This is a genomic window from Stackebrandtia nassauensis DSM 44728 (assembly GCF_000024545.1).
Lineage (GTDB): Bacteria > Actinomycetota > Actinomycetes > Mycobacteriales > Micromonosporaceae > Stackebrandtia > Stackebrandtia nassauensis.
In genome coordinates this window covers 17,755-31,078 of record NC_013947.1, presented here as the reverse complement: position 1 = coordinate 31,078, position 13,324 = coordinate 17,755, and the positions used below count along the sequence as shown (strand labels likewise).

At 68.5% G+C, this 13,324-nt stretch carries 12 protein-coding genes and 1 pseudogene; 7 read left to right on the top strand and 6 right to left on the bottom strand.

Annotated elements, in window-relative coordinates; genetic code table 11:
• Positions 1-72 precede the first annotated feature (72 nt).
• Together SNAS_RS32140 and SNAS_RS00130 are read left to right on the top strand one after the other, a co-directional pair.
• Positions 73-624, top strand: a complete 552-nt coding sequence (locus tag SNAS_RS32140; protein ID WP_013015318.1) for a helix-turn-helix domain-containing protein — start codon at positions 73-75, stop codon at positions 622-624.
• A 14-nt stretch (positions 625-638) separates the two neighbouring features.
• A complete protein-coding gene (locus SNAS_RS00130; protein WP_013015317.1) occupies positions 639-1,169 on the top strand; it encodes a hypothetical protein in 531 nt (176 codons plus the stop codon).
• 70 nt (positions 1,170-1,239) lie between these two features.
• Here SNAS_RS00130 and SNAS_RS00125 read toward each other — a convergent pair whose 3' ends face one another.
• Both SNAS_RS00125 and SNAS_RS00120 read right to left on the bottom strand, forming a co-directional pair.
• The gene (locus SNAS_RS00125; RefSeq protein WP_013015316.1) at positions 1,240-2,397 is read right to left on the bottom strand and encodes a trypsin-like serine peptidase; all 1,158 of its coding nucleotides are present in this window, start codon (positions 2,395-2,397) and stop codon (positions 1,240-1,242) included.
• Between the two features lie 74 nt (positions 2,398-2,471).
• Entirely contained in the window at positions 2,472-4,205 is a 1,734-nt protein-coding gene (locus SNAS_RS00120; protein ID WP_144300348.1) for an NAD-binding protein, read from the bottom strand.
• A 315-nt stretch (positions 4,206-4,520) separates the two neighbouring features.
• On the opposite strand from SNAS_RS00120, the gene SNAS_RS00115 reads away from it, so the two are divergent.
• Positions 4,521-5,294 (top strand): hypothetical protein, encoded by a 774-nt coding sequence (locus SNAS_RS00115; protein ID WP_013015314.1) that lies wholly within the window; start codon positions 4,521-4,523, stop codon positions 5,292-5,294.
• A gap of 68 nt (positions 5,295-5,362) precedes the next feature.
• On the opposite strand, the gene SNAS_RS00110 is transcribed toward SNAS_RS00115, so the two are convergent.
• From SNAS_RS00110 to SNAS_RS00100, 3 genes are all read right to left on the bottom strand, one after another.
• Positions 5,363-6,475, bottom strand: a complete 1,113-nt coding sequence (locus SNAS_RS00110) for an ABC transporter ATP-binding protein (protein WP_013015313.1) — start codon at positions 6,473-6,475, stop codon at positions 5,363-5,365.
• 166 nt (positions 6,476-6,641) lie between these two features.
• Positions 6,642-7,892, bottom strand: coding sequence for a serine hydrolase domain-containing protein (locus SNAS_RS00105; protein ID WP_013015312.1), 1,251 nt, complete (start codon positions 7,890-7,892; stop codon positions 6,642-6,644).
• 56 nt (positions 7,893-7,948) lie between these two features.
• Positions 7,949-8,941 carry an SDR family NAD(P)-dependent oxidoreductase gene (locus tag SNAS_RS00100; protein ID WP_013015311.1) on the bottom strand — a complete coding sequence of 331 codons (993 nt, stop codon included), beginning with the start codon at positions 8,939-8,941 and terminating at the stop codon, positions 7,949-7,951.
• Between the two features lie 103 nt (positions 8,942-9,044).
• Here SNAS_RS00100 and SNAS_RS00095 point away from each other — a divergent pair, with 103 nt between their 5' ends.
• Positions 9,045-9,713 carry a MerR family transcriptional regulator gene (locus tag SNAS_RS00095; RefSeq protein WP_013015310.1) on the top strand — a complete coding sequence of 223 codons (669 nt, stop codon included), beginning with the start codon at positions 9,045-9,047 and terminating at the stop codon, positions 9,711-9,713.
• A 15-nt stretch (positions 9,714-9,728) separates the two neighbouring features.
• Positions 9,729-10,041, top strand: a pseudogene (locus SNAS_RS37395) (SRPBCC family protein).
• 16 nt (positions 10,042-10,057) lie between these two features.
• Here the strand turns inward: SNAS_RS37395 and SNAS_RS00085 are convergent.
• On the bottom strand, positions 10,058-11,431 hold the full coding sequence (locus tag SNAS_RS00085) for an MFS transporter (RefSeq protein WP_013015309.1): 1,374 nt from the start codon (positions 11,429-11,431) through the stop codon (positions 10,058-10,060).
• Between the two features lie 203 nt (positions 11,432-11,634).
• On the opposite strand from SNAS_RS00085, the gene SNAS_RS00080 reads away from it, so the two are divergent.
• Together SNAS_RS00080 and SNAS_RS00075 are read left to right on the top strand one after the other, a co-directional pair.
• Complete coding sequence (locus SNAS_RS00080; RefSeq protein ID WP_013015308.1) at positions 11,635-12,207, top strand: NADPH-dependent FMN reductase; 573 nt, start codon at positions 11,635-11,637, stop codon at positions 12,205-12,207.
• A gap of 26 nt (positions 12,208-12,233) precedes the next feature.
• A complete protein-coding gene (locus tag SNAS_RS00075) occupies positions 12,234-13,220 on the top strand; it encodes a zinc-binding dehydrogenase (RefSeq protein WP_013015307.1) in 987 nt (328 codons plus the stop codon).
• Positions 13,221-13,324: the final 104 nt, after the last annotated feature.

Here is a 13,324-nt window from a genome sequence, read left to right as displayed (position 1 = left end):
AGTTTGCGACATCGGTAACAATAGCTAGCGAAATGCTTGCAACTGCTAGCAGGTCGCGTTACGGTAACGGGCATGGCCGAACGAGACATAGGCGGATTCATCCGGGACCTGCGGCGCAATGCCAAGGTCTCGCTGCGCCAGCTCGCCGATCAGGCCGGGGTGAGCAACCCATACCTCAGCCAGATCGAGCGGGGCCTGCGCAAGCCCAGTGCCGAAGTGCTGCAACAGATCGCCAACGCCCTGAAGGTGTCGACACCGTTGATGTACCTGCGGGCGGGTCTGCTGAAGACCAAGGACGGGCAGGGAACGCTGGCGACCATCGCCGGTGACCCGCTGCTGACCGCCCGCCAGAAACAGACCCTGACCGAGATCTACGAGGCGTTCCGCCGCGAGAACGCCCGGGACGCGGGGCTGGACCTCGACGACGAGGCGTCCGAACCGGCCGTCACCGACGACGAGGTCGCCGCGGCGGCTGATGGCATTCCCGAAGAGATGGGTATAGACGAACCGGTGGACGTGTCACCGTCCCCAAAAGTCAAACCGGCACCGCAGCGCCGCGGCGCCAGGACCCGCACTCGGCGGACACCGGCAGCACCGCCGACCACAAACGACACCAGCGAATGACAGGAGCACAAGACATGCCGACCAAGAAACTTCCCTCGCCCGTGTACGCCGCCGCCGGCGCCGGAGAGGCCCTGGTGGAGCAGCTGAAGAAACTGCCGTCCAAGGCCGAGGAACTGCGCGACCGCACCAAGCTGGACGAGCGCGCCACCAAGCTGCGCGAGACCGTCACCGAGAACGTCAAGCAGGGCGTCGACACGCTGAAGCACCTGGACCGGGAGAAGCTGCGCGAGGTCGCGCTGGAGACCGCCTCCACACTGGGTGAGAAGGCCCGCGAGGCCCGCGAGAAGGCCGCCGAAACCTACTCGGAGTTCGTCGAGCGCGGCGAGCACGTCGTCGCCGGTGAGCGCGGCCCGATCAAGGTGATCTCGACCGTGGCCAAGGAGGACGCCAAGGCCGACACCGAGGCCAAGGTCGAGCAGGCCAAGGCCGAGGCGACCGAGAAGGCCGAGGCGAAGCCCGCCACTCGCAAGCCCGCCGCCAAGAAGTCGACGGCGAAGAAGACCACCACCAAGAAGGCCACCACCAAGGCCGAGGGCGCCAAGTAATCCGAGAACCACGAAATCGGGCGTGACCACCGCGGTGGTCACGCCCGATTTCGCCTGCCGGTCACATCGTTCAGATGTCGCCCTTGACGCGGTCGTGGATCTTGTCGGACCGCACGCCCGAGTTCGGGCAGCCACCGAAGTGGTGCAGCCCGATCACCTCGTGGGTCTCGCGTGACAACACCGGCGAGCCGGAGGACCCGAACTCGGTGTCGCAGTAGTACGAGACGTCGCTGCCGTCGACGTAGCCGTCGAAGCTCGGCTTGTCCACGACGCAGGCCCCGGAGTCGGCGTCGGACTCCAACGCCACCTTCGCGGGTTCGCCGCCGGGGTGCTGCGGGATGTAGAGCTTCTCGCCCTCGCGGGGCGCCCGGTCGGCGAGTTCGAGCTGGCCGAACCGCCGGATCGCGTCGAAGTCGTCCACGGTGAACAGGGTGTAGTCGTACTCGGCGTTGGTCTCGATGACGGACTCGCCGCGCACCTTCACCGCCTTCTTGAGTGCCTGGCCGCCGCAGCCGCTGCACGCGTAGTTGAACCACACCTCGGTGTCGCGGGCCTGCTCGGAGGTCTCGAAACAGTGGTTGTTGGTCAACAGCCGGTTCTTGGAACCGACCCGCCAGGCCGTGCACATGGTGGAACCGTCGATGAGCAGCCGCGCCACCGGTGCCGCGTTGGCGTACACCTCGGGCTCGGTCGACTCGTAACAGACCGCGTCGCGCTGGTCGTCGTCGCCGCACACGCTCTCGGGGCGGCGTTCGGCGCGCTCGCGCTTACGGACCTCGTCGGGCGACAGGCCCTTGGAGACCTTGTCGATCTCGGCGCCGAACTTCGTCATCGCGTCCGACAGCGGCCCCTCCTCGGAGTGCAGCCGCACGACCGCGGAGTCGCCGGTCACCGACGTCGTCCACAGTGCTCCGGGCTGGCCGGTGTAACGGGTTTCCTGTCCGCCGTATGGATCGGAGATCGTGATGTAGTCGTTCGGCGCCAGCTCCAGCCGGGAGAAGTGCAGCTTGACGAAACGCGCCCCCGGGTAGGACAGCACCTTCCGTCGTCCGGCCAGATAGGACATATCGACGTCGGCGGATTCGATCTCGGCGATCTCGACGGTGTTGACGTCCCGGGACGGACTGGGAGCCTTGTCCTGTTGCTCCGCGCCCGCGCCGGGCCCCAACAGCAACGGCACCGCCGCGGCCAGCAGTCCCAGGGCCGCCACGGTGGCGACTCGCCTCATATATAGCCCCTCCTGAAAAGTTGAGAATCAAACCTCGGGTAGGGAGGGCGCACCTCCCCAGGTAACTCAACGATTCAGGGACGAAATGGCGACGGCTGGCCGAGCCTCGGCTCCTCCGGTCCGGTCGAGGGGGCGGCGCGCCGGACGGTGGCGGCCAGGCCGCGCCGGGTGGCCAGGACCAGCACGGTGTCGCCGGGATCCATGAGCCGCTGCGGATCCGGCGCCCAGTCGGTTTCGTCCACCTTGGATATGGCGAGCACCCGCAGGCTCTCGTCCGCGTCGATCTGGGACAGCGGCTGGCCCGCCAGCTCCGAACCGTCCTCGACGGTGAACTCGCCGATCAGCACCAGGTGCCGCCCCACCGGGATGGTGCCCTTGACGTTGCGGTCGGTCATGGCGGCGGCGAACTCGGCCGCCGCCACCCCGGCGACGCTCAGCGAGGCCGAGATGTCGAAGTGCTTCTGCACCCGCTCGGCCAGGTCCTGTTCGAACAGTCGCAGCACGGTGCGCAGGTCCTGCCGGATGCTGCGCGCGTGCAGCGCCGCCTCCAGGTTCACGATGTCGTTGCTGGTGACCGCGACCAGCGACCGGCAGGTCCGCACCTGCGCCGCGTGCAGCGTCTCCAGCTGGCTGGCGTCACCGTAGACGACCGGGATGTCCTGGCTGCGCGCCACGTCGACACCGTGGCAGCGGGCGTTGCGCTCGATGGCCACCACCGGCACGCCCAGGTTCCGCAGCTGGACGGCGATGCGAGTGCCGACATTGCCCAGTCCCACCACGATGACGTGGTCGCTGATCGGTCCGCGCAACCGGCCCGCCTCGGCGGCCAGCCTGCGGCCGACCATGTTCTCCACGATGGACGCGGTGAAGATCGGGACCAGCAGCACCCCGGATATCGCGACCAGGACGTGGGCGAACTTCTCGGCGAACTCGGCCCCCGTCACCGGGTCGATGCCCCCGGCGGCGGCCAGGATGACGACGTAGGCCGACTCCAGCCAGCCGAAGGACTGGCCGTCGCCCTTGTGGGAGTTCCAGATCAGGAAACTTCCCAGTACGATCACCGCCACCAGGAACAGCGTGATGAAGCGCAGCTTGCGGTCCAGGATTTCGCGCAGTTCGTCCCACAGCCGGGTGGCGAGACTGCGCACCCGGTGTTTGGAGGCCGTGACCAGGGCCCGCCGGGGTCTTCGGGTGGCGACGGTGACGAAAAGCGAGGGTTCCACCTCCTCGCCGGGAAGCAGCACCCCCTCGTCCGGGCCGCCCGCGATCGGCCAGGTCAGCCGGTCACCCCGGTCGCTGGCCGAGGCCGTAACGTACAGGGTCCGCCCCAGCACCTGCGAATACCTGGGCGCGACCTCGCCCAGGGCCGCGGCCACGAAGGACGGCGAGGCCATGGACGCGTCCGACAGCAGGGTGCAGTCACCCAGCAGCGGTTCGATCCGGTTGCCCAGGTTGGTATTGAAACACCGCACCACCACCCGGATCTCGGTGATCTCCAGCGCCCGCAGCGCGGCGTGGATGTTGCCGACGTCGTCCTGGGCCATCAGCGCCAGCGCCTTGGCCTGCGTGATCCGCGCCGAGGAGAAGGCGTCCGCGTCCAGTTGGTCGTTCTCCACCACCCGTACCGTCGGCACCCGGGAGATCTGCGGGCCGTGGTTTCGCCGCCGCGACGGCAGGATCACCGTGACGTTCTCGCGGTGCCGAAAGACCAGCTCCTCAACCAACCGGAAGGCCATACCGTCGTCGCCGCACACGATGACGTGATCGCGATATCGGTTTCTATTGGGGCGCAGTGATACGGGGGACACAGCGTGATCGTAGCGTCGTTACTACCGGTAATGGAAGTCCTACAGGTGGCTAAATTCCGTCATAGAGGGCGCGACTTTTGCGAATGTGACTCGTTGTGCATGTTTGAGACACAGCCAGTGTCTGACGAACCGCACCGGCTTCTCGGCACGGCGGCGGTTGGCCCGGCGACATCACGGGGGCAGCCGGTACGCCTGGAGGAGACGGGCGATCGCAGCGACCACTCAATCACGTCCGTCCATTCAAGAGCACGGTGGCGGGGGTGAAGTCCGATGTGGCGCTTCAGTGATCGAAATCCATGAGGGGTTCTTCGCAACATGAACAAATGGCTTCAACGTACGGTCGGAACCGCGAGCATCGCGTGCGGGATCGCTCTCGCCGCGTCGGGAATCGCCCAGGCGAACCAGCCCATCGAGATCGGTGACCCGCTGGGAAGCGTCAGCTCGCTGTCGTCCGTCGCCGACCCGGGATCGGTCACCGGTCTCGCGGGCGGCGTACCCACCGATGGCCTGCCCGCCGGTGGCCTGCCGACCGACAACCCGGTCGGCATGGTTCCGGACGCGACGCAGCTGACCGGTCAGGTCGGCGGCGTCACCAAGGACCTGCCGGGCAAGAAGGTCGTCGGCAGCGTCAGCAAGCTCGGCAAGACCGGGACCCAGGCGGCCGACACCGCGGCGCCCAAGACCGAGGGCCTGCCCGTCGGCGACGGGGTGCCGGTGGTCGGCGGCGTGACCCACGGCGGACTGCCCGTGGTCGGGGGCAACCCGATCACCGGCGGCTCTGCGGGTCAGGACCTGGTCAACGGGGTGCCGGTGGTCGGCAACATGGTCGGCTCGGCGATGAACCCGAACACGGTTCCGGCCGCCGCGGCCAAGCCCGCCAAGGCGGAGAAGTTCGGCATGGGCTCCGACCTGGTCGGCTCCACGATGCTGGGCAAGGGCGCCGTCGGCGGTCTGCACGGCGACGTGACCCGTCCCGCCGAGGACCTGCCGCTGGTCGGTCAGCTGCCGGTCGTCGATGGCCTCACGCAGGGCGGACTGCCGGGCGCGACGCCGCTGGGCGCCGACGCTCCCGCGCCGAAGAAGAAGTAACTCTCACCGCGCATGACAACGGCGCCCGGGCCAGCTGGCCCGGGCGCCGTTTCGTTCGTCTTGTTCGCTTACTTGGTCACCGTCTTGCCGACGCGCTCACCGGTGGTGGCGTGGAAGACGTGCTCGCGTCCCACCTCGGGGATGACGTGCACGGTCTCGCCCAGGCTGGGAACGGTGCGGCCGTCGGTGCGGACCACGAACCGCTCCTCGCCGTCGCTGTACACGGCGTGGCCGTAGACATAGGCGTCCGAGCCGAGCTCCTCGACCAGGTCGACCTCGATGGCGATGCCACCGTTCTCACCCGAACCGAGAGTGCAGTTCTCGGGCCGGATGCCGACGGTGACGGTCTTGTCGCCGGAGATGCCCTCGCTGGCGGCCTCGCGGGTCTCCCGGCTCAGCGGCATGATGACCTCGCCGAACTTCGCGCCGTCCTCGGTGAGCGGGACGGTCTTGATGTTCATGGCGGGGGAGCCGATGAACCCGGCGACGAACACGTTGGCGGGCGAGTCGTACAGCGCGCGCGGGGTGTCGGCCTGCTGCAGCAGTCCGTCCTTGAGCACGGCGACCCGGTGGCCCATGGTCATGGCCTCCACCTGGTCGTGGGTGACGTAGACGGTCGTGACGCCCAGCCGCTTCTGCAGCGAGGCGATCTGGGACCGGGTCTGCACCCGCAGCTTGGCGTCCAGGTTGGACAGCGGCTCGTCCATGAGGAACACCTGCGGTTCCCGGACGATGGCGCGGCCCATGGCCACCCGCTGCCGCTGACCACCGGACAGTGCCTTGGGCTTGCGGTTGAGGTACTCGGTCAGGTCGAGCAGCTCGGCGGCCTCGGCCACCTTCTCCTTGATGACGTTCTTCGGGGTGCGGCGCAGCTTCAGCGCGAACGCCATGTTGTCGAAGACCGACATGTGCGGGTAGAGCGCGTAGTTCTGGAACACCATCGCGATGTCGCGAGCCTTGGGCGGCAGGTTCGACACGTCGGTGTCGTTGATGAAGATCGACCCCTCGTCGACCTCCTCCAGACCCGCGAGCATCCGCAGGCTGGTGGACTTACCGCAGCCGGACGGCCCGACCAGTACCAGGAATTCGCCGTCCTCGATCTGAAGGTCGAGCTTGTCGACCGCGGGTTTCTTGGTTCCCGGATAGATCCGGGAAGCTCCCTTATAGGTGACCGTAGCCATGAGTTGTCCTTTCCACCGGCAGGAACGTGCCGGACGATCCGAGTAGAAAGCACCGCGGCCAGGGGAGGCCGAGGGGCTGGGCAACACGTTAGCCCTAGTGAGATCGGTTGCCAAGCCCCCGAGCGGCCTTTTCCCTGGATTTGTCCGGACGCGCCGGAGCGTCGTCTCAGGCGTCGATCGCCTGGTAGGTCGTGGTCCAGAAGTCCTGGATGAGACGCACCGAATCCAGGGTGGACATGCCGACCTGGGTGAACAGCATGCCGGTGAGCCGGTGGTGCGGGTCGGCGTAGACGCTGGTGCCGGTGCCGCCGTCCCAGCCGAACTGGCCCACCGGCGCGTAGTCGCCGCGGCGGGTGCGCACCGCCATCCCCAGCCCCCAGCCGCCGTGCAGCCCCTGGCCGTTCGACAGGTGCAGGATCGCGCGGTACATGTCGTCGCGGGCGGAATTCATCTCAGGCGTGAGCCGGTTCGTGGTCATCAGCTCAACCGCGGGACGGGACAGGATGCGTCGCCCCTGGTGCGTCCCGCCGTTGAGCAGCATCCGGAAGAAGGCGTGGTAGTCGTCGACGGTCGACACCAGCGCGGTGCCCTCGAACTCGGGGGCCTGGCTGACCCGCCCGCCCTCGGCCTCGTCCCACACGAGGAACTCCCCGGTCTGCGGGTCGGGCCCGTACAGCGGCGGCAGCCGGTGGATCTCGCCGTCGGGCACGTGGTGCCCGGTGTCCTTCATCCCCAGGGGTTCGAGGACGCGTTCGCGCAGGAACTGGCCGAAGGGCTGTCCGGCGACCCGGGACACGAGCACGCAGGCCACCTCGCTGGGGAGGTCGTACTGCCAGCGTTCGCCGGGCTGGTACGACAGCGGCAGCTCACCGAGACGGCGCATCCACTCGTCGAAGCCGGGCGCCGGTCCCGAGCCCACGCCGTAGTCGGTCGCCTCGAAGATCGCGGCCCGGATCGGGGCGGTCATCAGCTCGAAGTCGACGCCGAGCCCGAAGGTGCAGGTGAGCACGTCCCGGACGGTGATCGGCCGGTTCGCCGGAACGGTCTCGTCCAGCGGGCCGTCGGGCCGCTTGAGCACCCGGCGGTTCGCCAGCTCGGGCAGCCACTCGTCGACCGGCTCGTCCAGCCGCATCCGGCACTCGTCGAGCAGGATCATCGCCGCCGCCATCGTGACCGGCTTGGCGATGGACGCCACCCTAAAGATCGTGTCGCGGCGCATCGGCGCACCGCCGTCGTGGCGCATCGTGCCGAGCGTCTCGACGTGCGTGTGTCCGTCGCGGCTGACCAGCGCGACCAGGCCGGGGATCTTCCCCGAGTCGACGTGCCGTTCCAGCACGCCCCGCAGTCGGCGCAGCCCCGCGTCGGAGAAGCCGGAGTCGTTGTCGGTCTTGATTTCGGTTGAGTTCAGGTTCGTCATGACCCCAACGTCCACCCTGACCTTGGGTCAATGTCAAGGGCTGATTTCGGGGAATCTCAGCCGCGGTTGCTGTCGCCCCCGTCCAGGGTCAGGGACCCGGCCGTCATGTAGCTGAAATCGGGCGACGCCAGTGCCAGCGCGCCGACGGCGATCTCCTCGGGGGTGGCCAGCCGTTTCATCGTCGGCGCGTTGGCGCGGCCGTACGCGGCGGCCATCTCCTCCCACACGGCGTCGGGCAGGTCCATCGCCCCGGCGACCCGGCGCACCAGCTCGGTGTTGGTGGTGCCGGGGATCAGCGTGTTGACCCGGATGTTGTGTTCGGCGTAGTCGTAGGCGGCGCAGTTGGCCAGCCCCAGCAGGCCGTGCTTGGACGCGGTGTAGGCCGAGCGTTCCTCGCCAGTGGAGTGCACATTGGACGAGGAGGTGATCACGACGCTGCCACCGCCGCGCTCGATCAGGTGCGGCACTTCGTACTTCATGCACAGGAAGGTGCCGCGCAGGTTGGTGTCGACGACGTCGTCCCATTCGGCGGCCGTGTACTCGTGCAGCGGTTTCTGGAGCGTGATCCCGGCGTTGTTGAAGCAGACGTCGAGCCCGCCGTATTCGTCGGCGACCCTGTCGACGAACTTTCGCACCTGGGATTCCTTGCGGACGTCGGCGCGGATGTAGGTGGCTTCGCCGCCGTCGGAGCGGATCTCGCGTTCGACTTCTGCGCCGAGCTTCTCGCGGCGACCGCAGAAGCCGACCTTGGCGCCTTCGGCGGCGAACAGTTTCGCCGCGGCCCGGCCGATCCCCGAGGTCGCGCCGGTGACGATCACGACCTTGCCGTCGAAGCGGTTGCGGCCCGAGGGCTTGATGGTGGGCGGCGTGCCGTCGTTGGTCAGGACAGCCGTGGTGCCGACTGCGACCGCCGCCGCGCCCGCGGCCACCGCCGAGGTGGTCAGCAGGCGGCGCCGGGTGTAGCGCCGACCCGGTTTCGGCGCGGTGGGGGTGTCGTCGGTCGCGGCGGGTTCGTCGGCGTGGTCGTCGGGGTGCGTGCCGTCGTTCATGTCTTCTCCTGGGTGCTGCTGGCTAGACTGGCGTCGATTGAAACCAACGCTATCGATAGTACAACTATCGATAGCGTCAATACCAGTACGTGAGAAGGCCGACATGATGCGCATAGGTGAACTGAGCAACCGCTCGAACGTCCCGGTCGCGACGATCAAGTTCTACGTCCGCGAGGGACTGCTGCCGTCCGGCCAGCGCGCCAAGGCCAACCAGGTCTCCTACGACGAGTCCCACCTGCGACGGCTACGACTCATCCGGGCCCTGGTCGACGTCGGGAAACTGTCGATCGCGACCGCCCGCCGCGTACTGGCCATACTGGACGATCCCAGCACCTCGGCGTTCACCGGCATGGGCAAGGCCCAGTACGCGCTGTCCGGCCACCCCGACCTCGACCCCGACACCCCACCGCCCCCGGCCGCCGCCCCCGAGGACCTGGCCGAGGTCGACGATCTGCTCGCCCGCCACGGCTGGTCGATACGCCCCGGCAACCCGGCCCGCGCCCAACTCGCGACCGCCATGGCCACGGCCCGGGCACTCGGTCTGGCCGACGGCCTGGAGCTGTTGGACACCTACGCCGACGCGGCCCAAACCGTCGCCGAGGCTGACGTCGGGCTCGTGGTGTCACCGCAAGCGGAACAGGGGACGTCGCCGGAGGCCACGACGCTGGAGGAATCGATCGAGCGCATGCTGGTGTGGACCGTCGTCGGCGGCCAGGCTCTGGCAGCGCTGCGGCTGCTGGCCCAGGAGGCCACGGCGACGAAACGCCTGTGACCGGAGCGCTCCGTCGTGAAGTACACCGTCTCCATCGAGATCGCTCAGCCGCGCGAGAAGGTGGTGCGGCTGTTGGCCGATCCGTCGCACATGGCGAAGTGGTTGCGGGGTCTGGTGCTGCACGAACCGTTGAACGGGGAGCACGGGCACGTGGGCACCACAGACGACACTGTGGGTCAGTCACAACGAATACCGGTTCAGCGGTTTGCTGATGCGGCTGGCGGCACCGCTGATGTCCGGCGCGTTCCGCAAGCAGTCGCTACAACACATGCGGGACTTCAAGGCCTACGCGGAACACGGAACCGACGTCCGCGAAACAACGGACTGACCAGTCCGCATGTGGCTTAAGCCGCGGTGGCCAGCGCCGGTTGCCGTGATCGGCCCGCCAGCACGAAGCCCAGTCCCAGCACCGACAGCGCGGTCAGCACCGCTGTCGCGGTCGTGAAGCCGGGCATGCCGCCGCCCGCCGTCGACCACACGAACGCCGTCACCGCCGGGCCGATGGTGGAGGCCAGCGTTCGGGTGGTGGCGAACATTCCGCCCGCGGTGCCGAGCATGTCGGCGGGGGTCGCGGCCATGAGGGCGGCGTTGATGGGTCCGTTGAACAGGGCGGCGCCGACACCGAGCAGCACCAGTCGCCAGATCACGTCCACCATGGACGAGTCGGGGCCGAGGGTGAGCATGCTGCCCAGACCGAGGATCGACACCACCGCGCCCGCCGAGGCGATGCGCAGCGCTCCGAAGCGGTCGGCGAGCCCTCCGGCCAGTGGTGAGATCGGGGCCATCGCTCCGCTGAAGAACAGCATCGCCACCCCCATCGCCTCGGGACCGGTGTTCAGTTCGTCGGTGAAGTAGTACGGCAGTAGGAACGAGATCAGCCCGATCATGAAGCTCATCAGGAACAGGCCCAGCATCGGCAGGCCCAGGACGCGGCGTCCCAGGACCGCCACCATGGGACGGGAGCTGCGGAACCGCAGCCACAGCACCGCCAGCACCACGGCCAGCGCGATCAGGCCGGTGGCGGCCAGCGGCTGCCGCTCGATCCGGTCGAAAGCCAGCAGCAGTGAGCCGACCGCACCGCCGACCACGAGGGTGTCGCGCCACAGCGCCGCGTCGGGCAACGGCAGTCGCTTCCCGTTGCTGGGCACCGACTTCAGGGCCAGCACGATGGCCACCGCGACGATCGGCAGTTTCAGCAGGAACACCGCCCGCCAGCCCAGGCCACCGGCGACCAGTCCGCCCAGTGGCGCGCCGATCAGGCCGCCCAGGGTCATGATCGTGATGATGTAGCCGATGGCACGGCCGCGCTGTTCGGTCTTCACCGCGGCGGCCACGATCGGCATGTACACCGACATGGTGAGCGCGCCGGTGAAACCCTGCAGGAGGCGGGCCACCACCAGTACCCAGAACGTCGGGGCCAGCGCGGCCGCGACGCTGGCCACCGCGACGCCGGTCATGGACAGCACGAACACGGCGCGCAGGTCGGCGCGGTCGGCCCAGCGCCCGGCCGGGATCGCGATGGCGGCCATCGGCAGCGAGTAGCCCAGCAGCACCCACGCGGTGGCGGCGGCGCCGACGTCCATGTCCTCGCCCAGCGACGGCAGGGTCACCGCCGCGATCGTCATGTCGGAGGTGATGACGACCATCGCCATGGCCAGCGCGACGATCGGCGCCCACCGGGTCTTCTCGCCCGTCGAGGTTTCGGGGGTATGAGTCATGCCGCCGACGCTATGGCCGCGGGCCGCACCCCCGCATCTGTCACGCGACTGTATTGGTGACGGTGTCGCCTGCGCTCCGCCTGCGAACCGACTGGCGTCGACCCAGTCATCCAAGCCCAGTCATCTGACAGATGCGCCCGGACACTCGCGCTTCGTAGCGTTTCGGTCGTCAACTGTGACAACGAATCCCAAGGAGCACAGTCATGTCGACAGAGCCGTTGAATCTCGCGGTCATCATCGGATCCACCCGAAAGGGACGGTTCGGTCCGGTACCGGCCAACTGGTTCGCCGACCAGGCCCGCAAACACGGCGACTACAACGTGGACGTCATCGATCTGCTGGACGCCGACCTGCCGATGCACATCGAAGTGGACGATCACCCGCACGTCGAGGCGGTCTCGGAGCGGCTGCACAAGGCGGACGCCGTCGTCATCGTGACGCCGGAGTACAACCACAGCTTCCCGGCCTCGCTGAAGGCCGCGATCGACTGGTACCAGGCCGAATGGCACGCGATGCCGGTCGGTTTCGTCTCCTATGGAGGAATGGTCGGCGGGCAGCGGGCGGTGGAGCAGCTGCGGCAGATCTTCCCCGAAGTGCACGCGCTGACGATCCGCAACACCCTCAACTTCGTCAACTTCTGGGACAAGTTCGACGACCAGGGGCAGCCCCGGGAACTGGACGCCACCAACAAGGCCGCCAAGGAGCTGCTGGACCAGCTGGGCTGGTGGGCCCGCGCCCTCAAGCAGGCCCGCGAAGCCTCCCCGTACCCCGGCTGACAATCAAATCCACTGAGGAGTAAACGATGCGCGCCATCCGCCAGTACGAGTTCGGTCCGGCCGAGAACCTGCTCTACGAGGAACTTCCCGATCCCGTTCCCGGCCCCGGTCAGCTCCGTATCGCGGTGGAGGCCGCCGGTGTGCACCTGCTGGACGCCGCGATCCGTTCCGGCGACGCCGGTTCGCACCCCTTCGGCAACCCGGAACTGCCGATGACGCCGGGCCGCGAGGTCGCCGGAACGGTGGACGCGCTCGGGCCGGACGTCGACGAGTCCTGGTTGGGGCGGCGGGTGGTCGCGCATTTGGGCATCGCCAGCGGCGGTTACGCCGAGCTGGCGGTGCGCGAGGCCGAGGCCGTCCATCCCATCCCGGACGGTCTGAGCAGCGAGGCGGCGGTGGCGATGATCGGCACCGGACGCACCGCCGTGGGCGTGCTCGACGTGGCCGCGCCCACCGCCGACGACGTCGCGGTGGTGCTGGCCGCCGCGGGCGGGATCGGCAGCCTGCTGGTGCAGGCACTGCGGGCTTCCGGCGCGACCGTCGTGGGCGCCGCCGGTGGCGAGGCCAAGACCCGGTTGGTGCGCGGGCTCGCGGGCGGCGTCATCGCCGTCGACTACACCGAGCCCGGCTGGCCGAAGCGGGTCACCGAGGCGCTTGCGGGACGGCAGCCGACCGTCGTGTTCGACGGTGTCGGCGGCGACAACGGCCGCGCCGCCCTGGAACTGCTGGGCGTCGGCGGCCGGTTCGTCATGTTCGGCTGGTCGGCGGGGGAGATCACCGAACTGTCCGGACAGGACATCGTGGACCGGGGCCTGAGCGTCACCTCGGCACTGGGCCCGCGGATGCTGTCGCGGCCCGGCGGCCTGCGCGGTCTGGAGATCGAGGCGCTGGCCAAGGTCGCCGACGGCACGATGTCACCGCCGGTGCGCACCTTCCCGCTCAAGGACGCCTCCGGCGCGCACGAGGCGCTGGTGAACCGCGACACGGTCGGCAAGGTCGTGCTGGTTCCCTGACGAACGACCGGGCCGTGACGGACTACATTGTCCGCCACGGCCCGTCCTGTTGTATGCCTTAGGTCACAGCCACTTGAGTTCAACCTCGCTTTAAGTGTGATTCT